This window comes from Alteromonas sp. C1M14 (assembly GCF_018860965.1).
Lineage (GTDB): Bacteria > Pseudomonadota > Gammaproteobacteria > Enterobacterales > Alteromonadaceae > Alteromonas.
In genome coordinates this window covers 155,994-181,279 of the sequence record NZ_JAHKQF010000008.1, presented here as the reverse complement: position 1 = coordinate 181,279, position 25,286 = coordinate 155,994, and the positions used below count along the sequence as shown (strand labels likewise).

Here is a 25,286-nt window from a genome sequence, read left to right as displayed (position 1 = left end):
CTTTATTCAGCGGCGAAAATTTCGTCGATCAGAACCTCAGCAGGTTTATAGCCGGGTACCAATTTACCGTTATCGAAGATAATGGCTGGGGTACCGCGTACGCCTAATTTTCGGCCCGCGTTAAACTGTTCCGCAACCGTGTTTTCACAGGTTTCACCACTAAATGTTGGGTTTGACACGGCTTTAGCACGGGATAGGGCTTCTTTGGGATCATCTGAGCACCAAATAGACACCATGTTACGATAGTTGTCAGTACCTAAGCCTGCCCGCGGCCATGCCAAATACCGTACGGTAATACCCGCATCGTTTAATTCATCCACTTCGCTATGTAGCTTTTTACAATAACCACAGGAATAGTCAGTAAACACGGTGATCACGTGTTTTTCATCTTCGGCTTTAAACTCAATGGCGTCTTTTTCAAATGGAGCGATAGCATCAAGACGCACTTGTCCTAGCGATGCCTCAGTAATATCTTTCATGCCCGCATTAACATCATAAATGTGACCAAAAAACATGTAATCGGCATTATCGGTAAGGTAGAAAACCTGATTTGCCGCCACCACTTCCAGTAAGCCATTAACCGGAGAGTTGGCAATAGAATCAGGACCTACCCCCACTAACTCTTTCACCTTGCTGGTAATTAATGCGCTATTGTCTACACTGGCATCGACCTTTGGCGATTGCTCCGTTTGTGATTCTACGGATTCTGCTGAGCAGCTAACAGACATAACCACTCCCATTGCTAAAACCACCGCTTGACGAATTTTCTTCACAAAGACTCCTATGATGACCCGGTTGTTAATGATGACTTCAACTTCGGTCATACATGACCGGGTGAAACGTCAAAAATGTTCATTTTATCGATACTACCATAAAGCCACACAACACAAAGGTATCTGGTATCACCTTTCGCACATTTTATCGACAATGTAGTCTATCCCCGTGGGTGGTGGGTATGGATCAGGTTCTGTAAACGCTCAGTTGCCACATGAGTGTAAATTTGCGTGGTCGATAAATCACTGTGACCCAACAACATTTGTACAACCCGCAAATCCGCACCATGGTTTAATAGGTGAGTGGCAAAGGCGTGACGCAGGGTATGAGGCGATAGAGGTTGGACAATCCCAGCGCGTTTTGCATAACATTTTATGCGGTGCCAGAAGGTCTGTCTCGTCATTTGCACCCCCCGTAAACTCACAAACAGCACATCGGTATTGTGTTTAATTAACATTGGGCGGGCTTCTTTGGTGTAGGTTAAGATCCACTCCATGGCGTCCTCACCAAGGGGAACTAAGCGTTCTTTATTCCCTTTACCCGTTACCCGTACAACGCCCTGCTGTAAGCTCACCTGATCCATCCGTAGCCCAGTTAATTCACTGACTCGTAAACCCGTCGCATACAGCACTTCCAGCATACACCTGTCTCGGCATTCCACCGGAACGGCCACGTCTGGGGCTTCGAGTAAGTCATCCACCTGCCGTTCACTTAATGACGACGGTAATGTCTTGGGCATCCTTGGTTTTGCCAATTGGGTAACCGGGTTATCGGTACGAGCATGCTGCGCTATCATAAACGTAAAAAAACTGCGCATGGCTGACATAGCCCGTTGCGTACTGCGGGCCGACAACCCTTGCTGATGCCGATAGTGAACATAACCTTGCAGGGTTTCTGTGGTCAATACGCTAATATCGTTGACGCCCTCACCCTGACAAAACAAGGCCAGTTTAGCCAAATCGGTCCGGTAACTTTGCTGGGTGTGGTCACTCAGTCCTTTTTCCAGCCACAACATCTCAATGAAACTATCGATATGTGCCTGATTTTGTTCGTTCAAGGTAGGGCTAGGCATAAATCATATACCGCGCTTTTCTCTGATAAGTTCGTAGGCAGCCTGAATGTCCTGAGCCTTTTCTTTGGCAATATCTAATGCTTGTTGAGGCAACCCCTTTGATGCCAGTTTATCTGGGTGATGCTCTGACATTTGCTTACGGTAGGCCCGCTTGATGGCTTTGTCGTCATCACTGGCAGACACGCCGAGTATCTGGTACGCATCTTCCAACGTTTGCGTATCCGAATAGGATGACGTGCGCTGCTGCTGGCCTTGTTGGCCTCCCCGTTGCCGAAAACGCATTTGAGCATCATAAGCCGCAATGAGTAGATCAAGATCTCGACGCTTAAAGCCCAGCGTCATGGCCACTTTTTCTAGTACCTTGTACTCTGGTGCAGATAGATTGCCATCGGCAAATGCCGCTTGAATCAAAATCTCCAGAAACATCTGCAAAATATCACGTCGGCCGTGACAAGATTCCATAAACCCTTTAAGGGTGGGTAACAACGGAAAATCAGCTGACTTACCTTCTCTGAATGCTTGTTGCGCTTCCTGCCTAGCGTCGCCAGACAGCTGCATATCATCCATTAACAAGGTAGCAATTTTAATTTCCCGTTCTGTAACTTGACCATCGGCTTTCGCCAGATGCCCAAGACAAGAAAACAGAGCATGGAAGAATACCGCTTGCTGTTTTACCCCGGACTGATCGGTAAAAAAGCGTCCGAAACCACCTAGTTGACTAAAGTCCTGTCTGTAGGCCTTATCAAAAAAGTGCCCTACAATTAGCCCCAATATGGCGCCGGGAATTTTTAGAAACATAAATCCAAAGATAAAACCGAGGATCTTTCCCCAATAAGACATACTGCTATTCTCCTGTTAATTCCCGCTGAGGGCCATGCGCCTTTTCACTCCCCTATATATGGCATTGTTGAGGGAAGATTAAAGGGAAAAACCTACCGTAAACCAGAAACTGTGTAAAACTTAATAATTTTTTTGGTCTTAAGGTTGGTTCTTGGCGCAGAAGTGCTTAGAATTGACACTTTTATGGCAAGTACCCGTACCAAGGGGATTATGCCTTGATCCGGACACGATTCACACACAGAAACACCTGTTCTGAGCGTACTGTCATGTACCTAGAGTGTGATAATTAAACAGGCCTTCCACTGACACATGAAAAAAACCTGTGCCTCCTTTTTGGTAATCTCGCTGAGCAGTCATTTTGCATTGGCTCAGCAAGTACCATCTGAAAATAGTCCAGACGACGTTATGGGCCTTTGTCCTGTCACCTCTGTGACATTTAACTCAAAGCAGCTTATGCCTGCTGGGCAAATTAAAGTCGAAGCAAACCGGGCTGAAATTATTGAACGCAAGATTGCCTTATTTACCGGCAATGTCGATATTGTTTCTGATTCGGCCACCATCTCTGCCGATCAAGCCCAAGTTAATGAAAACGGAAAGCAATTGTTTGCCAAAGGCGATGTTAACTATGCCGACAAACAATTGCAGGTTTCATCAGATACGGTAGATATAGATTCAGTGGATGAAAGCTTAACCATGTCTTCGACGGTGTATCACCTCAATAATTCAGCAGGAAGGGGGGATGCCAGCAGTATTGCAGTAAATACCCAAGATGGTCTGATTTTACGTGATGCGCGCTTTACTACCTGTCCAGAAGGTGAGGAAGAGTGGGTAATCAAAGCGTCGGAAATCAGCATTCGACGAGGCAAAGCATGGGGAGAAGCCAAACATACCCGTTTTTATCTCGGTGATGTTCCCATTTTTTATCTGCCTTATTTTGCTTTTCCGCTGACCACCGAACGACAAACCGGCTTTTTGTTCCCCACATTGTCGAACTCGTCGACCACCGGCATCGACTACGAACAGCCCTTTTATTGGAATATCGCCCCTAATTACGATATGACCATTTCGCCTCGGCTAATGACCAACCGAGGAATACAGTTAAAAACTGAGTTCAGGCATATGACTGAAAGCAGTAACAGCCAAGTCAATGTGGAATATTTGCCGAATGATACGGATATGACAGGTAGTCCAGACCGTTATTTCTATCGCTTGTATCACCAAGGACAAATAAACGATGACTGGAGCACGTCTGTTAATTTAAATGGTATTAGCGACGACAACTACATTGTTGATCTCAGTTCAGATTTTTATTCCCGTGCCGACACTCACCTGTCCCGTACAGGCAGTATCAACTATGCGTCAGACAATTTATTATTTACGTTACACGCAAAAGATTTTGAAATTATCGGTGACTACCCAGACACCTACCGTGCACTACCAGAAGCAAAAATGAATTACACGCTGCCGCTAAGTGAATATTTTGAATTTCGCTTAGATTCAGAGCTGGCCTGGTTTGATAGTGACTCTGCGGATGCCCCAACAGCCATGCGTTTTCATGCTGCCCCTACCCTTGCCATTCCATATCAGCGGCAATGGGGTGAGTTTTCCGCAGAATTTAGCGCATTAAATACCTATTACCGTCAAAGCAATATTGAAGGCACGGAACTCGATGAGACCGTGAACCGTACGTTAGGGCAAGCCAAGTTATACGGCGCCTTATACTTCGAACGAGATGACAGCTGGTTTAGTGACGATTTATCCATGACCCTTGAACCTCGCTTCCAATATCTTTACACCACCTATGAAGATCAGAGCAACATTGGTTTTTATGATACCACCTTGTGGTTAACCGACGTCGAAGGCTTATTCCGTGCCCAAGATTTTACCGGCTTTGATCGTATTACCGATAACAACCAGATTACCTTAGCGCTAACCAGTCGCTTTCTTGATAGTGCTAACCGGGAACAATTTGTGGTCAGCGTAGGTCAGATATTCTATCTCGATGAAAATCGAGTGATTGCTGCGGCAAAAGAAACTGACCGTTCACTATTAGCAGGCGAGGTAGACTGGCGAATGCATAAAGACTGGGTGTTCCACTCCGATTTACAGATTGCTACCGAAACGGATAAAGTAGAACGCAGCAGTACAACCCTTGAGTATCGTCGTAGCAGCAATAAATTACTGCAACTGACCCATCGCTATGTGAGGGAACTCTCAGACGAAACCATTGACCAAATAGGACTGTCTGCCAGTTGGCCTATTTCTGATCGATGGCAAGTGGTGGGACGAACCTATCGCGATCTTGAAAGGGACCGAAGTATAGAAAACTATATCGGTGTGCAATATGAATCATGCTGTTGGGCCATACAAATTATCGCCCAGCGGCAATTGAGTAATCGTTACTCATCTGATGGCGAACAATCCATTGACGAATTTGACTCAAGCATTTCCATGCAGTTTATATTCAAAGGAATGGGTTCTAGTTCAACCACCAGTAATATGTTGTCTAACGGATTATTTGGCTACCGACAGCCATATAGTATAAATTAACGCGCCCGTTGTTCTGTGAAACAATGGTCTGCATAAAGTAAACCTATAAAAAGAGTGATTATGAAGTTCATTATCCGCGCGATTTGTATCAGTGCTCTGTTCTCATTTATGAGCATGGCTCAGCCTGTCTCGTTAGACAAGGTCGCCGTAATTGTCGATCAGGGCGTTATTCTTGAAGGTGAAATCGAAAGCCTCATTGAAGAAGTAAAGAAAAATGCTCAGGCCCAAGACCAAGCATTGCCCTCTGACCGCGTGCTGCGGACCCAAGCCATCGAAAGGCTCATCATTAAGAGCCTGCAAATGCAAATGGCTGAAAGAATGGGTATACAGGTTAGTGATCCCCAATTAGAAGAAACCATCAGCAACATTGCTCAACAGCAAGGCGCTACGGTTTCCGATTTACGTTCTGAATTGCAAAAAGAAGGCATGTCTTACGACGATTACCGTGAAGATGTGCGCGAAGAATTAATTATTGGTGAAGTCCGCCGTGCCAATGTACGCCGTCGGGTTTATATCACACCTCAAGAAGTTGAAACCCTGGTGAACCTGATGGATCAACAAGGCGCTGAACAGGCCGAATATCACCTTGGGCATATTCTTATCGGGTTGCCCTCAGACCCGTCTGCAGAAGATTTGGCTAGCGCTCGCTCAAGAGCCGATAAGGTAATGGAATTACTTCAAAATGGTTCTGATTTCGCTAAAATTGCCATTACATCATCGTCAGGCTCCAATGCCCTTGAAGGCGGAGACATGGGTTGGTTAAACATTAACTCCATGCCTACTTTGTTCGCAGAAGCGGTGCAAGGAAAAGAAAAAGACGATCTTATTGGACCTATCCGCAGTGGTGCAGGCTTTCACATTCTTAAGGTGAAAGACACCCGCGGCATAGAAAAGGTGACGATTGAAGAAGTAAACTCTCGCCATATTCTTATTAAGCCTTCTATTATTTTAAGTGATGAGAAAGCCAAAGAAATGCTTCTTGAATTCCGCCAACAATTGATCGACGGCGAAGCAGATTTTGCAGAACTGGCTAAAGAGTACTCTGAAGATCCCGGTTCAGCGCTTAAAGGCGGCGAATTAGGTTGGGCTGACCCTACCATTTATGTACCTGAATTCAGAGATACATTGGCCAAACTCAAGCCTGGCGAATACAGCCAACCTGTACGTACCGTTCATGGCTGGCACTTAATGCAACTGATCGACCGACGTTTCGATGACGCCACCGAAAAGCGCAAAGAAGATAAAGCACGGCAGTTACTGTACAGCCGAAAATTCAAAGAAGAGTCAGAAACCTGGTTGCGTGAAATGCGTGATTCAGCCTACATTGAAGTATTAGAGTAAAACGGACAAACGTTAATTATATGAAGCCAATACGCATTGCCGTAACACCCGGGGAACCGGCCGGAATCGGACCGGATCTTATTATTGCATTAGCTCAGGAAGCCTGGGATGCACAACTGGTGGTATTTTGCGATGGCGATATGCTAAAGGCGCGGGCTGAAATGTTAGGTTACCCCCTCACATTGATCCCCTTTAAGGATGAAATTGAAGAGATTCAACCTCCTGGCGCCTTGTTCCTACAGCAAATCGATACCACTACTGGCGTGGTGCCCGGCGAACTCAACAGCGACAACGGCCATTATGTGGTGGAAACGTTACGACAAGCCTGCCACGCCAATATGGAAGAAGGCTTTGATGCAGTGGTCACCGGCCCGGTAAATAAAAGCATTATTAATAAGGCTGGCGTTTCCTTTAGTGGACATACCGAGTATTTCGCCCATCAGTCCAATACCATGGATGTGGTGATGCTGTTGTCCACAGAAGGGTTAAACGTGGCCTTAGCCACCACACATATTCCCTTAGAGTATGTGGCTAAAGCCATCACCCGAGAACGTTTATACAAAGTCATACACATTATAAATACCGACCTAAAACTAAAATTCGGTATTGCTTCACCTCATATTTATGTGTGTGGACTAAACCCTCATGCCGGTGAAGGCGGTCACCTTGGCACTGAAGAGCTGATGACCATTATTCCCGCTTTAGAATCGTTACGAGAAGAAGGTCTGAAGATTACCGGCCCCTTACCCGCAGATACCATCTTCCAGCCTAAATATCTGGATGATGCCGATGTGGTGCTGGCGATGTATCATGATCAAGGATTACCCGTGCTTAAGTATAAAGGCTTTGGTGCAGCAGTGAATATCACCCTTGGTCTGCCGTTTATCAGAACCTCGGTGGATCACGGCACCGCCTGCGATCTTGCGGGGAAAGGTCAGGCAGATGCCGGCAGTTTCAGAATTGCACTACAAAAAGCCATCGAGCTAGCGAATAGACAACAATGAGTAAAACACACCTAGGCCACACGGCACGTAAACGTTTTGGACAGAATTTTCTGCACGACGACTACGTCATTGGTAATATCGTCAATGCTATCAATCCACAAGAGGGCCAGAACTTAGTCGAAATTGGACCGGGTTTAGGCGCTCTCACCGATCCGGTTTGTGAAGAGGTTTCCAAGCTCACGGTGGTGGAACTTGACCGAGATCTTGCTGATCGATTACGCCACCACCCATTTAATGGTGCCAAGCTGACCATTGTGGAACAAGATGCGCTAAAATTAGATTTCACTGAATTATTAGCGAATATGCCCAACCCAGACGGTAAACTTCGGGTTTTTGGTAATCTTCCCTACAATATTTCTACACCATTAATGTTTCATTTGTTTTCCTTCGCGTCTTACGTCCATGACATGCACTTTATGCTGCAAAAGGAAGTGGTGAATCGGTTGGCCGCTGCGCCTGGCTCGAAAAGCTATGGACGCCTTTCAGTGATGGCCCAGTATTATTGTACGGTTATTCCGGTTTTACATGTTCCACCAGAGGCTTTCAAGCCACCACCAAAGGTAGACTCCGCCGTAGTGCGCTTAATTCCTCATGCTGTTCCGCCGGTGGCAGTTACCCGTGTGAACTTGCTAGAAAAGGTCTGTGCCTCGGCGTTTAATCAACGCCGTAAAACCATTCGTAACAGCTTAAAAGACTGGGTAAATGAAGAGGAACTTGTGCAATTAAGCCTATCGCCTACGGCGAGGGCAGAAACCCTTTCATTGGCAGATTTTGCCGCTGTGGCTAACTTTGTTGCAGAACGTGATGAGGAAGCGTAATGCATTCATCGTCAAATATTATGGTTTCTGTTTCCACAAAACATCTGCCGGACCATCCGGCCAGTGGTTCAGACAAGTACGCCTTTGCTTACCATATCACCATTAAAAACTACAGCACCTCCCGGGTTCAACTAATCAACCGATACTGGTTGATTACTGACGGAAACGGTAAGAACACGGAAGTGAAAGGTGAAGGCGTGGTGGGTAAGCAACCTCTTATTGAACCTGCCAGCGAGTATCAATATACCAGCGGAGCATTACTGGACACACCGGTAGGAAGTATGCAAGGCTATTACGAGATGAAAAACGAAGACGGTGAACGATTTCGTGTACCCATCGATATTTTCAGTCTGAGTGTGCCAAACGCACTCAACTAGTTATATTCGTTATAATTTCTTAAAAACAAGCAAACAGGGCAAGTAATGAGCCGTTCTCAAACGCTGATCGTGGGCGATATACAGGGCTGCTACGGTGGTCTCATGAAATTGCTTGAAAAAGCACATTTTGATGACAAGCGCGATACACTTTTTGCTGTTGGCGATCTCATTGCCCGTGGTGAAGACTCCTTAGCCACCGTTCAATTTCTGATGAAACTTGGCGATAGGTTTAGTACGGTTTTAGGTAATCACGACCTTCACTTTTTAGCGGTAACTCAAGGGCTAAAAAAGGCAAAAAAGAATGATCGCCTTACCCCTTTGCTTAACCATCGCCATCTGCCCGAGATCATCCACTGGTTTCGTCAATTTCCCTTAGCGCTGCAAGCAACCAAGCACCACACACTAATACATGCAGGGCTCTATCCAAGCTGGTCTACGGACAAGTTATTAGCATTGAGTACCGAAATTAGTGACAAACTGAAAGGACCAGATTGGGTTACGCTACTTAAAAATATGTATGGCGATGGCCCAGATAATTGGCATGACGACCTCAGCGACATCCCTAGAGAGCGTTTTATAATTAATGCATGCACCCGCATGCGTTTTTTACGAAACAACCAGCAATTAGAATTTGCCAGTAAATCCCACCCAAGCGAAGCGTCGAAGGAATTACACCCTTGGTTTACCGTTTCTAATCCTTTTTTGGATCCGCAACAACGTATTGTGTTCGGACACTGGGCCGCCCTTGAAGGCGAAACTGGCTCTTCCCAATTCATTGGCTTAGATACCGGTTATGTGTGGGGCAACACCCTCACCGCCTTGCATGTAGAATCGAATTCTTACCTTTGCGTATCGGCTTGAATACCCATTTGGATGGGTGAATACTCTGCCACTCTCATTAGCGGTGGCGATCCCGATGATAATCTGGTTACAATCATCGTGAGTCTGCATCTATCCGACTAAAGAATAATATTTTCACGTCGATAAGTACTAGAGCCAGCAGCGATACAACATTGTTGGCCGATCAGAGGCAACAACCAACGCGTGGCAATGCAGCCACACAAGCACAATATTACAATACACAAAAATTAAACTGTGTTTTTAGGAGTTCGGATGAAAATCACGGTCGCAATGCGCATTATCGGCGGATTTATCACCATCAGTTTGTTGCTGATAGTCATAAGTGTCTCGTCGCTGATAAACTTAAACTCCGTCGGCTCAGCAGTGGATGAAGTCAATCAGGTAGCAGTACCTACGTTATCAAGCAGTAACGCGCTAAAAGCCAGCTTCCTCAATATGGGGCGCGTAACATTTGAAGCTTACATTGAAGAAGACCTCGCCAGCCTTGAAGAAAAATATAAAGTTTTCACCACAAGTAAGGCAACCTTTGCTTCAGAATTGAAAAAGCTCGACACCGTACTGGCCGGTGACGGTGATATGCAAAAAAGTCTTGAAGATACCCAGTCAGCCTATCAAGCCTATGTAGAAAATGTAGAAGCCATGTATGCCAATCACCGCAAATCCATGGAAATGCGCAACGCGATTTCTCTGCGAGTGGGTGATCTTGAAGATAATGCGGATGATGCTTCCACCTACCTGTTAGATTTTTCAGAATCTGATGAAGTGGTCGGTAACCGTGCGTTACAGGAAGCCTCAGAAATTGGCGGCAAGTTAGAAACCGCATTGATGTCACTGATTACCGTTTCAACGGAATACGCAAAAACTCAGACACAGGTTCGCGCTCAGGTTATTGGTAATGAGGTAGAGCTCATTGTCGGGAATGTTAAAGAGTTAATGAACAGTATGCAGGGAGCAGCCCGCGGAAATGACACCACTGGCACATTAGATGAAATTGCCACACTGGTGGATGACGCCATTGATGCTATCAGCGGCAGCGATGGCGTACTGGCGTTGCAAAAATCCCGCTTAGACTTTCGTAATGCCGCCCAAGAAGCATTGGATCGTTCAGATAGCAATGGGCAAGAGGGTATCGCGGCTTTAGAAACCTTACTTAAGGCAGCCAATGCGAAAGCGGAAATGATTGATGAACAGGTGACGAACAAAGTTACCTCTGGGAACGTGATTGTTATTGTCATTGCATTAGCGTCATTGGCAGCCGCCTTAGGTATTGGTTACTGGACGGTAACCGCCATTACCCGTCCTTTAAATCGGGTGAATAAGCTACTTACCGTAGCCTCTTCTGGCGATCTTACCCAGCGCCTTGATGACTCAGCGGAAGATGAGTTTGGGCAGTTAGCGACAAACTGTAATACCCTTATCGCCAACCTCAAAACACTGATCGCGGGCATCAATACCCGGGCGGAGCAATTAGCGGCCGCCTCAGAGCAAACATCCACGGTAACCACACAGACCACCCACTCTATTCAAAACCAAAAATCGCAAATTGCTCAGGTCGCCACCGCCACCACCGAGATGCATAGCACCTCGCAAATGGTGACACAAAGTGCAGAAGATACGTTAAACGAAATCCGTAACGCCGATGCAGAGGCAGAAAAGGTCCGCGCTATCTCTACCGAAAACAAACGTACCATTGAAGTATTAGCCGAAGACGTACAACAAGCCGCAGAGGTGATCAATAAGTTGCATCAGGATAGTGCCAGCATTGGTGGTATTCTCGATGTGATACGCGGCGTCGCAGACCAAACTAACCTGCTTGCCTTGAACGCTGCCATCGAAGCGGCCCGTGCCGGTGAACATGGTCGCGGCTTCGCCGTTGTCGCAGACGAAGTACGCACCCTAGCATCCCGTACACAGCAATCAACCCAAGAAATCAACGAGATGATTGAAGTGCTGCAAGCGGGCGCAGAAAAAGCGGTATCGGTGATGAACCAAGGTAAAGATCAAACCACGGTATGTGTAGAGCAAACCGATAACGCCACACGAGCGCTCGATGTAATTTCTGTCGCGGTACGTAAAGCCTATGATGTGAGCACTCAAATTGAGCAATCAGCCCGCGAGCAAAATACTGTCTCTCAGGAAATCAGCGAAAAGCTGGAGACCATTGTGGATATAGCCGAAGAAACCACCGCTGGCGCCCAGCAAACCTCAGAATCCAGCACCGAGGTCGCTCGCTTGGCTGAGGAATTACAACAGTCCATTCGACAATTTAAAGTTTAAGTTTTAGTTGCCGCACTATCCGGTGCGGCCGTTTTCCTCTTAACCGGCTTTTTGCCCATTTGTATACTTAAGCACAAGCCAATCAATCCTATGCCTATCCATCCTGTTAGCGTAAATCGCTCTGTAAGCAAATACACCGCCAGTAATGTCGCCACAACGGGTTCTAACAAGGTGATCAGCGTTGCGGTGCTAGCATCAATCTTACGTAAGCCATAGCCAAATAACAGATAGCCTAAAAACATGGGCACTACTGCCATATAAATCGACACACTCATATTGGTTATGGAGTCAGTAACATTAGCGCCGGTAAAAAGCAGTGAAGGAAGTAACACACAAGCAGCCAGGCCAAACTGGGCTGCCATTGCCACACCGGAGACAACACCACCGGTAATCAGGTGTTTTGTGATCCACGAATAGCCAGCGTAGGTCAACCCTGCCAGCAACCCCAAACCAATGCCCCACTCTCTTGTCTTCATCACAGTCTCGCTGTGTTCAGGGGATTTAGTCAAGGTTAAACAGGCAATGCCGGCGACCCCGCACACCAAGCTCAGCACCCACCTCGCGGTTAATGGCTTTCGGTTGAGCCACATATCGAGGATCATCGCAAAACACGGCGCACTAGCGATAGAAACAATGGTTCCGATGGCCACCCCCGCCATAGCCATGGAAGAATAAAACGCTAACGGATATATGGCCACGCAAGCGGCGCCCAGCAATAAGGCCCGGCCCTGCATCCACAATGCGCCACGGTGTTGTAACAGGCCTTTTAGTACCCGCAAACACATGAGTAAACCGCCGCCTCCCATGGCAATAGCGCCGATGGCCAGTGGACTTACACCCGAGGCAAAGCTTGCCGCCGTCCCCGTGGTTCCCCACAAGATACTGGCAACAACGATGGCAAAAACACAGCGAATTGTATATTGCTGATCAGACATAATGAAAAACTCAACCTTCGATTATAAGCTCATTATATAAGTTAAGGTTTTTTTTCTCTTTGCAGATTGGACACTTTCCATGTTCAAAAAGACGCATTGCTTACGTCCTCTAGCAGGCGATTTTAGACGGCGGTAAACCAAAGTAGTGGGAAAAGCGGCGACTAAAAGCGGAGACGTCCTGATAACCTACTGCTTCTGCAATATCCAGCATACTCAGATCCGTATTAATTAGCAGTGCCTTGGATTTTTCCATCCGCAAGGCAAGAATATAACGGGCAGGACTGGTCTTAAGTTGGGCTCGAAATTGTTTTTTAAATTGGGTTGGGCTTAGACAAGCTACCTCGGCGAGAACAGGAATGCTCAAAGAACAATGAAGGTGCTCATGAATGAAATGCACCACTTTACGCATACGGGGCGACATGGATAGTCCCAGTTGTTGTTCATTAAGAACGGCAACAAATGTGGTCATCATTGCTTGTTCAATTTGAGCACTCACTTTGGTTTCAAGTTGGCAAGCGATAAACGGCAGTAACTTAGCCATGGGCTGACTGATTGAAAACACGCTGACCTCAGAATGACTCAGTGTAGAAGGCAAGGTATCAAGATCAGCAACTAAGAAGCGGGCATTTTCTGCGGCAGTAAAATGATGGATTTCATGGGGTTTTACCATTACGCATTCACTAGGCCCTACACTGCCGTTAAAGCCTCCCACAGAGATATTGATCACACCATGTAGCGGTAAAACCAGTTGATAGAAGGGATGCGCATGGCCAACTTTTTGCCGGCTATACGCACGTACTGATAAGGTATTGATCATCAGGCTGTGGCAACCTTGTAGATTGCCGTCGCTCTATTCAAACAGTTCTCGATGCAACTTCTGCACAATATCATCACTGTCTTGGTGGTTAACCAAAAAGGACATGTTGTGTGGATTGGCACCGAAACAAATCATCCGTAAATTGTAATCGTGAACCGCCGCAAATATTTTACTGGATACCCCTTTGGCCGTTTGCATATGATTGCCCACCACGGTGACCAAATCAAAGCCATGTTCAACGGTCACATCACAAATGGTTTCCAATTCTGCCAAGGTGGCTTTATTTAACCGTTGCGCTACCGAGTTTGCCGGATTATCTAAGGTAAAAGAAACGGAAATTTCAGAGGTCGTTACCAAGTCCACACTCAGTTTATTTTTGGCGATGATACCGAAGACTTCTTTCAAAAAGCCTTGTGCGTACATCATTTTAGGGGTTTTAACCGTTACCATTACCTGTTCTTTACGACGGGTGATGGCTCGGTATGGTGGCTCATGCTCACAGTTACGCATGATCCAAGTGCCGCCTTTCTCCGGCGCTTTGCTAGACCCTACAAAGACCTTGATATCTTTGCGTAACGCGGGCTCCATCGTCGCCGGATGTAACACTTTAGCACCGAAAGTCGCCATTTCTGCCGCTTCTTCAAAACTCAGCTCTGGCAACGGATAAGCAGCCGCTACGATTCTGGGATCGGTGGTGTACACACCGGTTACATCGGTCCATATTTCGCAGGTATCGCCATTTAAAGCTTCTGCTAGCAACGCCGCGGTAAAATCAGAGCCACCTCGACCTAAAGTGGTGGTTTTACCTTTCGCATCAGCGCCCACAAAACCTTGGGTTACCACAATGGCTCGCTCCATTTCTGGCCGTAGCAATTGTGTTGCCAACGAGGAAATTTCTTCTAATTGGGGGGTGGCTTCACCATAAACATCATCAGTACGCAGTACTTTTCGCACATCAAAATTCAATGTAGGTACAGATTGCTCTGCTAGCACAGCGCTAAATAACAGCGATGACATGCGCTCGCCCATGGACAATAGTTGATCTTTTAAATCGTCCCGGTGAAGAATTTCTTCATGGAAGGCTAATCCACGCAATTCCTCAAACAGATCATCGAGTTTCTCAGCCACGCTGTCTTTGTCTTTTAATTGACTAAGTACGGCACGCTCTATTGCTACAATGGCTTGATAGGTCGTTTCTATCTGCTCACTGGTAAGGGGTGTATGCGCCATGCTGACTAGGTGATTCGTCACGCCGGCCTGAGCACTTACAACAACAATGCGGGTTGCAACATTCGCCACCACGATACGAGCACAATTTTCCATGGCTTCGTATGTAGCAACACTGGTACCACCAAATTTGGCGATATTAAGAGAATTAGTCACTGCTTTCTCCGATGAAAACCCAACCTTTAATTGAGCTATAAATTGACACTTATCTGGTCGCCTACGTGAACGTTGTTAGCGGCAAACCAGCCTTGATTCATTTCCAGCGCATAAGTTACCACTTTTGATGCACCCACAGACGTAAGATCGTGAGGCATTAGTGGTTTTATATCGGTAATCACGCCGTTTCTGTCGATAAATGCCACATCAAGGGCTACGTAAGTATTCTTCATCCACATACTCGCTTGGCGAGGAGGTGAAAAATAAAAAAGCATACCACAATCATCGCACAATGATTTTCTATACATCATCCCTCTGGCTCGTTGCTCTTGGGTATTAGCAAATTCCACCGTAAGAGGCTTGTCATTAATGACAATACTGGCTTGGGCAAATTCCACCGGCTCCTGAGCTGACGATTGACAAGCAACCAATGCCACCGTGCTTACAAGTAACAGGTTTCTTATCACTGACAATATTTTCATTGTGTCTACCTTGTTGTGGGGTCTGTAAAAAGACATAAAAAAAGCCGGGCCCCTAAGGTGCCCGGCTTGCTAGTTTATACGCCAAGTCAGGCAACATTCAATGTTGGAATGATCTTAGCCTTCGCATCTTCTTCTGCTTTCTTAAAGCTTTCCATCTTATCAAAGTTCAGATAGCGGTAAACATCGGCTGCCATAGCGTCAATTTTACCTGCATATTCCATATACTCTTCGGCAGTTGGAATACGGCCAATAATGGCACCAACCGCAGCCAATTCGGCAGAAGTCAGATAAACATTGGCACCATCACCAAGACGGTTAGGGAAGTTACGAGTAGAGGTAGACAATACCGTGGTTCCAGCGTCTACACGGGCTTGGTTACCCATACACAAAGAACATCCTGGCATTTCTGTACGCACACCTACGCGACCGTAGATGTTGTAATAGCCTTCTTCCATTAACTGCGCTTTATCCATCTTAGTCGGTGGAGAAACCCATAAACGGGTAGGCAGCGTTTTATTGTACTGCTCTAACAATTTACCGGCAGCACGGAAGTGACCAATGTTGGTCATACAAGAACCAATGAAGACTTCGTCTACGTTATTACCAGCAACCTCTGATAATGTTTTCGCATCATCAGGATCGTTAGGACAACAAACGATAGGCTCTTTAATGTCAGCCAAGTCAATTTCAATGACTTCTGCGTATTCAGCATCGGCATCAGCACGCATAAGCGTAGGATTAGCCAACCATTCTTCCATTTTCTGAGCACGACGCTCAAGGGTACGTGGATCGCCATAGCCTTCGTTGATCATCCAACGTAACATGGTGATGTTAGAACGCAGGTATTCAGCGATAGACTCTTCAGACAGGTTAATAGTACAACCTGCCGCAGAGCGCTCAGCAGAGGCATCTGACAATTCAAAAGCCTGTTCAACCGTTAAGTCTTCTAAGCCTTCGATTTCAAGAATACGACCAGAGAACTGGTTGATCTTACCTTTCTTCTCAACCGTTAGCAGGCCTTGCTTGATCCCGTATAACGGAATGGCATGAACGAGGTCACGTAATGTGATACCAGGTTGACGCTCACCTTTAAAGCGTACCAAAATGGATTCTGGCATATCTAAAGGCATGACCCCAGTTGCCGCTGCGAAAGCAACCAAACCGGAACCTGCTGGGAACGAAATACCCAGAGGGAAACGTGTATGGGAGTCACCGCCTGTACCTACGGTATCGGGCAACAACATACGGTTCAACCAGCTATGAATGATACCGTCGCCTGGACGTAATGACACACCGCCACGGTTCATAATAAAGTCAGGCAGAGTATGCTGGGTTTCAATATCAACCGGCTTAGGATAAGCCGCTGTGTGACAGAAAGACTGCATGGTCAAATCGGCAGTGAAGCCAAGACAAGCCAGATCTTTAAGTTCATCACGGGTCATCGGCCCTGTGGTATCTTGCGATCCCACCGTGGTCATTTTAGGTTCGCAGTATGTACCGGGGCGAATGCCCTCAACACCACAAGCTTTACCTACCATCTTCTGAGCCAGTGAGAAACCTTTTCCACTGTCAGCGGGTTGCTCTGGCGAACGGAACAAATCAGCCGTGCCTAAGCCGAGGGCTTCACGGGCTTTGTCTGTCAGACCACGACCAATGATCAGGTTAATACGGCCACCGGCGCGTACTTCATCCAAAATAACTTTTGATTTATAGCCGTATTCAGCCAGTACTTCGCCAGTTTCGTGGTTAGTGATTTTGCCTTCATATGGATAGATGTCGATGACATCACCCATGTTCATTTTTTCTACATCGGCTTCAAAAACCAATGCACCAGCATCTTCCATGGTGTTAAAAAAGATTGGTGCAACTTTACTACCAATACAGACACCGCCACCGCGCTTGTTCGGTACGCCCGGCAAATCTTCACCAAAGAACCACAACACAGAGTTCGTTGCTGATTTACGTGAAGAACCCGTACCCACAACATCACCGACGAATGCAACAGGGAAACCTTTTGCTTTGACGTCTTCGATTTGTTTCATTGGGCCTTTCACGCCATGCTCTTCTGGCTCAAGACCGTCACGGGTCATTTTGTAAGCCGCTAGCGCGTGTAAAGGAATATCAGGACGAGACCAAGCATCAGGTGCAGGAGACAAGTCATCGGTATTGGTTTCACCGGTTACTTTGAAGACAGAGTAAGTGATTTTGTCTTCCAGTTTTGGACGGGATGTAAACCATTCGCCATCGGCCCAAGATTGGATAACTTCGGTGGCGTAAGCGTTGCCCGCTTTATGCTTTTCTTCCACATCATGGAAGGCATCAAACATCAGCAACGTATGCTTTAACTCTTTAGCAGCCAGTGGTGCAAGGTCTGCATCATCAAGTAAGTCAACGAGAGTGATGATGTTATAACCGCCGTGCATGTTGCCTAACAATTCAACGGCTTTCTCTCGGTCGATAAGAGGAGAATTATCTTCACCTTTAACGATTGCACTTAGGAAGCCTGCTTTTACGTAGGCTGCTTCGTCCACACCCGGAGGAACACGTTCAGAAATCAGTTCCAAAAGGTACGATTCTTCACCTGCAGGCGGGTTCTTTAATAATTCAACTAAGCCTGCAACTTGTTCTGGATTGAGGGGTTTCGGGGGGATACCTTCAGCAGCACGTTCTTCAACGTGTTTGCGATAGTCTTCTAACACGATTGCTTCCTCTTAATTATTCTGGCCCGTAAAATTAACGGTCTTGGGACCAAAAATTGACTGTTAAACGCCGAGATTATACCGGCTCATACAACGAAATAACATTTAATTGCCCCTGTAGCCGACTTATAACCATCATTCATCCTGTTTATGAAGAACAAAAAGTTTAAAACGAATACTTATTTATTTTAAGGGGGCAATACGAAATACGGTTGCGTTTTCTCCATCTGTCAAAATATAAATAGCGCCGTCGTTGCCAACAGCGATATCACGCAAACGCGCCTTCTGCATAATAGTAGCAAAAATCTCTCGGGAATGAACAGGCTTAGCCCCAATATCCACAGCAATGAGGGTTTGCGCTTTTAGTGTGGTTACCAGCAGCTGACCGTCAAGGGTAGGAAATAAGCTACCTTGGTATAAAATCATTGAAGAAGGTGCCACAGAAGGACTCCAATTAAATAGGGGCTCTACCATCCCCTCATAAGAGGTAAAAGGAGAAATCCGTGCCCCTGAGTAATCAAGTCCTTGCGTCGCGACCGGCCAACCATAGTTGCTTGCCGGTTGGATAAGATTAATCTCATCGCCCCCATCGGGCCCGTGCTCATGGGCGTAAATCTTATTGTGTTGTTCATCAATGACTAACCCTTGGGGGTTACGGTGACCATAAGAAAAAACAAAAGGTGCGTCGGCAAACGGGTTATCCTTAGGGGCTTGTCCGTCTTCGCGAATACGCAGTATTTTACCTAGCTGGCTAGTACGCTTTTGCGCTTGTTCACGAAAATCGAATCCATCGCCCGTCGTCACAAGCCAGGTGCCGTCATTCATCACAGCCAATCGGCCACCAAAATGAACCGGCGTATCTTTGTCGGGTGTAACAGAAAAGATCACCTTGAGATCATGAACTTGGTCGTTTTCCAGCACCGCCGTGGCCACAGCGAGATGGTTTTTATCCCCAGTGCCCTGTGAAAAGGTTAACAATATACGCCCAGACAAGGGAAAGTCTTGAGTCAGCGCAACATCAAGTAGCCCGCCCTGGCCAGCATAATAAAGTGCGGGTAAATCAAGAGGAATTCGAGTGACGCGAGGGTGTTCACCTAAAAGCACAAGGTTCCCTTCGCGCTCTGTAATAAGCCAACGTTCGTCTGGCAACTGCACCAATGCCCAGGGAGACTGCAACCTAGCAGGAGCAATCCGTTTGGCTTGAAAATGAATCTCATCTACCTGCTTTGCGTCGGCCACGCCAAATAGTGACCACAGCAGCATAAAACCAACTATGCGACAAATTCCCATGGGTTAATCATCGTCCGAAACTTGAGTTCTCTACCCTAGCATGAAATGATGCTGGGGTTTAGTATTTGCCAAGTGGTTCACTATGGTGCAAGTCATTACCTTATCATTTTTGCGATCTTTCATGCCGGCCTGGTGTGTCACCTATCTTTTTGCCAGTATTTCACACACTCAGTCAGTCCTTTATGAACTGAGCAAACTGGAAGTACAGATATCGGCAAAGGAAAACTTGCAAACCACGTTATATGACATTTACGGCTTACTGCCTGCCTATGGCAGTGGTATTGCCCTTGCCCTTTTCTTAGCATTTGCCTTTGCTGCCATACTCACCAATGGGTATAGCCAAAGACGGTTTCTTTTACCATTTGCCGGTATGACGGCCCTCTTGACCCTATTGGTGTCGTTGCAACCTATTATGGGGATCACCTTGATAGCGGGAGCACGAAGCGCAACGGGGTTACTGCTGCAATGTTTAGCGGGTTTTTGTGGTGGCGGTGTGTTTTGGTATTTGCTTGCCCGTCAACAAAAACGCTACGGTTAAACGGGCAGACTCGGGTTATATTTTCGTCGTTTTAATAAAAATACAGTTTTTAATGGTCCGTTCATCGTCAATGCGTAAGCCAAATTTAGGTAAGCTTTCAAGCACTTCTTGGCGGCTGTAGGGACGATTTAAGATACCGATGCTTTGCCCATAATCGTTCACCTTGGTACTGATTTTATTCATAAAACCCTCACCTGGATAGAGCAAAACATTCATATAAAGTTGCCCGCCGGTTTTTAACACACGCACTATTTCGTACATGGCTTTTTCGATATCTGCGATGGTGTGATATCCATTGGGTAAGTTTGCCGTATCAAAGGTTTCATCTTCGTAACTCATGTTACGCAGGTCTTCGATAGCCAACTCGGCCCCTTTTAATTTGCGTTTAGCCCCGCCCATAAGCGCTTTTGAATAATCAACGCCCACCAGAGAAAAGCCCTGATGAGGCTGCTTTTTACGGGCATGCTTCATACAGATTTCGGTGAAGGTTCCGGTACCGATGGCACATTCAAGATGATGCCCCTTTAAGTTTTCGGCAAAGAAACGTACCTGAGAGGCGAGTGTATTTCGGTACGCCAACGTAAGAATGAAAAAACCGCGAATATCGTAAAGGATGGGTGTGAGATTATAACTGTTTTCATTAATATTACTTGTATCAGACATTAACGTCGCCCTTAAAGTGAACATGGGTACGACCTAGCGTAGGATGCCGTGGCCGTTTTAATTATTTTGTCACTATCTTTCACTACTATAACCGATAACTATCAGTGTCATAGCCTTACAAGCCATACCTAAGAATGAATATCAGGACTTAAAAAAGATTGAGATAGATATAAAACCAGCATAGTCGTGCTAGTTTATTGTGTAAAGACGATGGCGAGTTTGAAATAAAAACCGCCGGCAACAAAACGGGCCGGCATGGTTTTAATGATGATCCTTTAATTGTAAAGAAAGCCCTTTTAGCTAGCTCGACAATTCCACGGCTAGGCGTTCTTGCTGTTGTTTCTCTGTTTCAACAAACCGTTTCCATTGTTGGGCCATAGCACGGCTTTTTTGATGTTTTTCAGCTTCGGCCAGTTGGTTAAGCGCATTGGCATACTGCTTTTGATTGTACAGTGCCATGCCTTTTACCAGATAAACCAGGCCAGGATTACGAAGCTCACCCTTGTCAATGGCGCGATCCGCAGCCTCGATGGCTTCACCCCATCGCTCGGCATTCAGTAATATTTGCGCTAATTGGGCATCGAGTTCACCGTCATCAGATAGCATTGCTGCTTCGCGCATAACCGGGATCGCTTTATCCTGCTCTTTGGCCAAAGTCCAACTTTGACCTAAAAACTTCAGGTTGCGCAAGTTTTTATCCAACACGCCCTCTTCCATCGCCTGGGCCATCAATTTAGCGCCCTTATAAGGCACCTTGTGATAGTAATAAAGCTGTGCAAGGTTAAAAATATCGGCGCTGGATGTGACATAACCTTGTTGATAAGCGGATTCCATGATTGCTAGCTGTTTGCGCTCTTCACCGAGTTCACCATACATGCCCGCCAGTTGGATCCAATATTTAGGCTCATCAAACAGCTTGACCAATTTAATCAGCACTTCTTTTACTTTTTCTGGCTGCTTAAGTTCATAATAGATAGCGCGCTGTAATATTAGCCAGTTTTCATCCGGTACCATGCCTTGGGCTTCATGGTCATCAATGGCTTTAGTGATGTAAGTAGAGGCTTTTTCATAGTCTTTATTCTGATAATAAGCTTGGGCTTTGATTATCAGGTTTTTGGGTGGCACCGGCCCAGTATTTAACGACTCCCAGCGCTCAAGATAATCAATACTCTGTGCATAGTTGCCTTGCATTAAGTTTAACTGGGCTAAGCTGAATAAGGTTGTCATCTCAAATGCCTCAGGAATAGGCTGTTGCTCGACCACCTTAGCAAAAGACGCTAACGCCTTGTCATAATCCTCAGCATTGTAATAAATGAAACCATAGAAGTTGTACATCATTGCCCGCTCATAGCTATTCATTGAGCTTTTCTTTTCTTCCACTTCATCAAGTATGGCAATGGCTTCGTCAAGATCCTCTTCATCCGCTGCCGTTTGTGCCCGAGCCAGTTGTTCGTACACCTTGGCCCGCAAGGTTGGTACTTTACGGGTCTTTTTATCACTGGCTTTAACGTCTTGTGCGACAGCCTGATTGACCGAAACGCCGGTAACAAGCAAACAAATCGCCAACGTGCCTGCAAAAACCAAACGTGTGGATAATACCCAATTCATCTCATTTACCCGTCAATCTGGAAGGTAATGCGGTTCTGCACGCCGGAAACTTCCGTTGCTTCACCATTCACCACCCGCGGTTTATATTTAAATTTAAGTGCCGCATCCATGGCAGCCTGTTCGAAAATGCCTTCAGGTGTGGCTTCTACCACCAAAGGATCCCGCACGGTGCCTTGCTTAGTCACTGTAAATTCGACGATCACAAATCCTTCGATTCCCCGTTGTAATGCTCTGCGTGGATATACCGGTGCAACCTTTACAATGGGTAAATATTCACCATCGCCAGATTCCAAGGCTAAGCCGCCGTCTAACGACACATCGGCGCCCACATCACCACCAAAATTCATCGAGGTGCCATTGGCATCCGGTGACGGTGAGTCCATTTGCGGTTGACTCATTTGGGGCGGCGGCGCTTTAGGCGGTGGCGGCTTGCGGGGTTTGCGATCTTTTTGTTCTACGGATTCTTCCTTTTTAACCCGAACAAAATCGAGCACACTGCCCTTGGGCGGCTCGGTGAGTGCACTTCCGCCCATCTTGATCAATGACTGCATCAAGAAGAACAGACCCAGCGTAATGGCCAGCGATATGACAAATGCGATGATAAATCGTGGCATAGTTTATGGCTCTTGTGCAGCAATGGAAACTTCGTAAACACCTGCCGCGCGGGAGGCGTCCATAACTTTAATCAGCGTATCTGTGGTGGATTTTTGGTCGGCCTGGATCACCACGGTGCCTTGAGGGTTCTCTGCGTGTAAACGCTCGATGTTCGCCTGTACAGCCCGCACATCCACCCGACGCTTATTGATCCATATTTCACCGGTATCAGAGATAGCGATAAGAATATTCGCTCGGTCTTGTTTTACCGCTGTGGCGGCTTCTGGTCGATTCACATCTATCCCGGCTTCTTTAACAAAAGAGGCCGTTACAATAAAGAAGATAAGCATGATAAAAACAACGTCCAGCATGGGCGTCATATCGATAGTGGCTTCTTCTTCATCCACCAGATTTTGAAAGTGCTGCTTCATAGTGATTACCTTAGACTCGCGCCGTTACCCGGCTTTACGGTCAATAATTAGCGCTTCTTCAAGGTGCGAGCGCTCAGTTTTTGCTTTTCTGTTTAACCAGGTAGACGCAAATACGCCTGACAGGGCTCCCACCATACCGGCCATTGTGGGGATGGTCGCTTTCGACACCCCTGAGGCCATAGAACGGGCGTTACCTGAGCCTGAAATGGCCATGACATCGAACACTTCAATCATACCGGTGACAGTTCCGAGCAATCCTAGCAGCGGGCAAAGGGCCACTAACGACTGAATAATAGGAATACTGCCGGTTAATTGAATGGACAAACGGGAGATGGTCTTTTGACGAATCTGCTCAGCTAACCAGGAAGATCGATCTTGTCGCGCTTTCCAGTCTGCTACCGCTTGCTTTTTAAAGTTCTTGTGCCAAATCATCAGGTACATCGCACGCTCGAGGATCAACAACCACATGGTGAATATCAGCAGACCGATGACCAGGAGAACCTGGCCACCTGTCTCTGTAAAATCGCGTATTGCTTCGAGAAATGCGATCATGGCTTAGCCCCGCTCTGCGCGCTCTGCGATTACACCAGAAGCTTGTTCTTGCAGAATATACACAATGTTTTTGCTGCGAGTGTTTAGCATGGCGTAAAGCAACGTCATAGGAATAGCGACCACCAGTCCTAGCACCGTGGTAACCAATGCAGTAGAGATACCACCCGCCATCAGTTTAGGGTCACCGGTTCCGAATAAAGTAATGGCCTGGAAGGTATTGATCATACCGGTCACGGTTCCTAACAACCCCATCAATGGCGCAACCACCGAAATGATCTTTATAATGGTGAGGTTACGGCCTAGTTTAGGCACTTCACCTAAAATGGCTTCAGTAAGGTGCAACTCCAATGCTTCTACATCCGCGTTAGGATAGTCCTCGCGTACTTTTAATACGCGGCCTAATGGATTGTTAGGGTTAATGGATTTGCTTTTAAGCTGCTTGTTTACTTTGGTTCGTACCAAGGTAAGGGTAATCAAACGCTCTAACGCCAGCAGTAAACCAAACGCGCCCACAATTAAAATGATATAGCCTACGACACCACCTTGTTCTACACGCTCTTGTAAATCAGGGGCTTGTACCAGCAAACCTAAGATAGAGCCACCGGTGGGGTCGATACCCAATTGCACCAACTCACCGTTAGAAGCTTGCAAATCAGCAGCAGAACTACCGTAGCGGTCGGCCGGTTGGCGAATCAATTCTGCTACCGTACCTGTGATGCCGTTATAGTCGAGATATTTACCACCTGACACTAAGGCAAATGGGCCCACTCGTACCACTTCTTTACTGACCTTCTGACCACCGGCTTCTACCACGTTGGTAGTAAATTTGGTGACTTTGCCCGATTCGGTCATCTCACGTTGCATCTCAAACCACACCCGTTCGATTTCATCAATAGAGGCTAGCTTGGAGCTTTTTCCCATTTCTTGAGCCATATTATCAAGAAAGTCTGAACGGCCTGGAATTTGGGCAGAAATCATAGAGTTCTGGAACTTACTTTTGGTGTCGCCAGCAACTTGCTGCAATACACCAAACAATTCTTTTAATGAGCCTAAACGGGCATCAAGGGCTTGGTTAAGATCCGCTAATTTAAACTCGTTTTCTTCAAACTGGGTTTCCAACGCTTCGGAGGTCGCCAGTTTTTGATCTCGCTGAGCTCGGGTATCGGCAAGAATTTGATCTTGCTGTGCCCGTTGGCTGACAAACGCTTGCTCTCGTTGCTTGTTTTGTTGAGATTGGGCGAACTGACCTTCTTCTAATTGCTTGAGTAGGGCATCCAGATCCAGCGCGCGATCATTTTGTGCCACTGCATTAACGCTTAATGTCGCAGCGGTCAGACCTACTGCTAACCATTTCATTTGTTTAAACATGGTCTTTACCTC

Annotated in this window: 23 protein-coding genes; 8 read left to right on the top strand and 15 right to left on the bottom strand. The window is 46.5% G+C overall.

The window, feature by feature from the left end:
* Nucleotides 1-2: 2 nt before the first annotated feature.
* The 3 genes from KO501_RS05460 to djlA form a co-directional block, all read right to left on the bottom strand.
* A complete protein-coding gene (locus KO501_RS05460; protein WP_216028638.1) occupies nt 3-773 on the bottom strand; it encodes a DsbC family protein in 771 nt (256 codons plus the stop codon).
* A 161-nt stretch (nt 774-934) separates the two neighbouring features.
* Nucleotides 935-1,846 (bottom strand): site-specific tyrosine recombinase XerD, encoded by a 912-nt coding sequence (gene xerD, locus KO501_RS05455; RefSeq protein ID WP_216028637.1) that lies wholly within the window; start codon nt 1,844-1,846, stop codon nt 935-937.
* Between the two features lie 3 nt (nt 1,847-1,849).
* On the bottom strand, nt 1,850-2,686 hold the full coding sequence (djlA, locus tag KO501_RS05450) for a co-chaperone DjlA (RefSeq protein ID WP_216028636.1): 837 nt from the start codon (nt 2,684-2,686) through the stop codon (nt 1,850-1,852).
* Between the two features lie 309 nt (nt 2,687-2,995).
* Between djlA and lptD the strand changes: the two genes are divergently transcribed.
* The 7 genes from lptD to KO501_RS05415 all read left to right on the top strand — a co-directional run bounded on the left by lptD (nt 2,996) and on the right by KO501_RS05415 (nt 11,914).
* Nucleotides 2,996-5,236 (top strand): LPS assembly protein LptD, encoded by a 2,241-nt coding sequence (lptD, locus tag KO501_RS05445; RefSeq protein ID WP_216028635.1) that lies wholly within the window; start codon nt 2,996-2,998, stop codon nt 5,234-5,236.
* 60 nt (nt 5,237-5,296) lie between these two features.
* Nucleotides 5,297-6,577 carry a peptidylprolyl isomerase SurA gene (surA, locus tag KO501_RS05440; RefSeq protein ID WP_216028634.1) on the top strand — a complete coding sequence of 427 codons (1,281 nt, stop codon included), beginning with the start codon at nt 5,297-5,299 and terminating at the stop codon, nt 6,575-6,577.
* Between the two features lie 20 nt (nt 6,578-6,597).
* Nucleotides 6,598-7,581: a 4-hydroxythreonine-4-phosphate dehydrogenase PdxA gene (gene pdxA / locus KO501_RS05435; protein WP_216028633.1), complete on the top strand. Its 984-nt coding sequence runs from the start codon at nt 6,598-6,600 to the stop codon at nt 7,579-7,581.
* Entirely contained in the window at nt 7,578-8,399 is an 822-nt protein-coding gene (rsmA, locus tag KO501_RS05430; RefSeq protein WP_216028632.1) for a 16S rRNA (adenine(1518)-N(6)/adenine(1519)-N(6))-dimethyltransferase RsmA, read from the top strand. Before pdxA ends, rsmA begins: the two co-directional genes overlap by 4 nt.
* Nucleotides 8,399-8,776, top strand: a complete 378-nt coding sequence (gene apaG, locus KO501_RS05425; protein WP_216028631.1) for a Co2+/Mg2+ efflux protein ApaG — start codon at nt 8,399-8,401, stop codon at nt 8,774-8,776. The genes rsmA and apaG overlap by 1 nt, the downstream gene beginning before the upstream one ends.
* Before the next feature lie 45 nt (nt 8,777-8,821).
* Nucleotides 8,822-9,637: a symmetrical bis(5'-nucleosyl)-tetraphosphatase gene (locus KO501_RS05420; RefSeq protein WP_216028630.1), complete on the top strand. Its 816-nt coding sequence runs from the start codon at nt 8,822-8,824 to the stop codon at nt 9,635-9,637.
* 252 nt (nt 9,638-9,889) lie between these two features.
* Entirely contained in the window at nt 9,890-11,914 is a 2,025-nt protein-coding gene (locus KO501_RS05415; RefSeq protein ID WP_216028629.1) for a methyl-accepting chemotaxis protein, read from the top strand.
* Here the strand turns inward: KO501_RS05415 and KO501_RS05410 are convergent.
* From KO501_RS05410 to KO501_RS05385, 6 genes are all read right to left on the bottom strand, one after another.
* A complete protein-coding gene (locus tag KO501_RS05410) occupies nt 11,911-12,849 on the bottom strand; it encodes an EamA family transporter (protein WP_216028628.1) in 939 nt (312 codons plus the stop codon). The genes KO501_RS05415 and KO501_RS05410 overlap by 4 nt on opposite strands.
* A 109-nt stretch (nt 12,850-12,958) precedes the next feature.
* Nucleotides 12,959-13,666 (bottom strand): AraC family transcriptional regulator, encoded by a 708-nt coding sequence (locus KO501_RS05405; protein WP_216028627.1) that lies wholly within the window; start codon nt 13,664-13,666, stop codon nt 12,959-12,961.
* Between the two features lie 33 nt (nt 13,667-13,699).
* Nucleotides 13,700-15,049: a lysine-sensitive aspartokinase 3 gene (lysC, locus tag KO501_RS05400; RefSeq protein ID WP_216028626.1), complete on the bottom strand. Its 1,350-nt coding sequence runs from the start codon at nt 15,047-15,049 to the stop codon at nt 13,700-13,702.
* Between the two features lie 35 nt (nt 15,050-15,084).
* Nucleotides 15,085-15,531, bottom strand: a complete 447-nt coding sequence (locus KO501_RS05395) for a DUF192 domain-containing protein (RefSeq protein WP_216028625.1) — start codon at nt 15,529-15,531, stop codon at nt 15,085-15,087.
* A gap of 86 nt (nt 15,532-15,617) precedes the next feature.
* Nucleotides 15,618-18,230, bottom strand: coding sequence for a bifunctional aconitate hydratase 2/2-methylisocitrate dehydratase (gene acnB / locus KO501_RS05390; protein ID WP_216028624.1), 2,613 nt, complete (start codon nt 18,228-18,230; stop codon nt 15,618-15,620).
* A 183-nt stretch (nt 18,231-18,413) separates the two neighbouring features.
* A complete protein-coding gene (locus tag KO501_RS05385; protein WP_216028623.1) occupies nt 18,414-19,520 on the bottom strand; it encodes a PQQ-dependent sugar dehydrogenase in 1,107 nt (368 codons plus the stop codon).
* A gap of 121 nt (nt 19,521-19,641) precedes the next feature.
* Here KO501_RS05385 and KO501_RS05380 point away from each other — a divergent pair, with 121 nt between their 5' ends.
* A complete protein-coding gene (locus KO501_RS05380) occupies nt 19,642-20,058 on the top strand; it encodes a hypothetical protein (protein ID WP_252728179.1) in 417 nt (138 codons plus the stop codon).
* Nucleotides 20,059-20,073: 15 nt separating this feature from the next.
* Here KO501_RS05380 and KO501_RS05375 read toward each other — a convergent pair whose 3' ends face one another.
* From KO501_RS05375 to KO501_RS05350, 6 genes are all read right to left on the bottom strand, one after another.
* The gene (locus KO501_RS05375) at nt 20,074-20,721 is read right to left on the bottom strand and encodes a class I SAM-dependent methyltransferase (RefSeq protein ID WP_216028622.1); all 648 of its coding nucleotides are present in this window, start codon (nt 20,719-20,721) and stop codon (nt 20,074-20,076) included.
* A 300-nt stretch (nt 20,722-21,021) separates the two neighbouring features.
* Complete coding sequence (locus KO501_RS05370; RefSeq protein ID WP_216028621.1) at nt 21,022-22,329, bottom strand: tetratricopeptide repeat protein; 1,308 nt, start codon at nt 22,327-22,329, stop codon at nt 21,022-21,024.
* 5 nt (nt 22,330-22,334) lie between these two features.
* On the bottom strand, nt 22,335-22,943 hold the full coding sequence (locus KO501_RS05365; protein ID WP_216028620.1) for an energy transducer TonB: 609 nt from the start codon (nt 22,941-22,943) through the stop codon (nt 22,335-22,337).
* A 3-nt stretch (nt 22,944-22,946) separates the two neighbouring features.
* Nucleotides 22,947-23,354: a biopolymer transporter ExbD gene (locus KO501_RS05360; protein WP_216028619.1), complete on the bottom strand. Its 408-nt coding sequence runs from the start codon at nt 23,352-23,354 to the stop codon at nt 22,947-22,949.
* 24 nt (nt 23,355-23,378) lie between these two features.
* On the bottom strand, nt 23,379-23,906 hold the full coding sequence (locus KO501_RS05355; protein WP_216028618.1) for a MotA/TolQ/ExbB proton channel family protein: 528 nt from the start codon (nt 23,904-23,906) through the stop codon (nt 23,379-23,381).
* Nucleotides 23,907-23,909: 3 nt separating this feature from the next.
* Nucleotides 23,910-25,274, bottom strand: coding sequence for a MotA/TolQ/ExbB proton channel family protein (locus KO501_RS05350; RefSeq protein ID WP_216028617.1), 1,365 nt, complete (start codon nt 25,272-25,274; stop codon nt 23,910-23,912).
* Nucleotides 25,275-25,286: the final 12 nt, after the last annotated feature.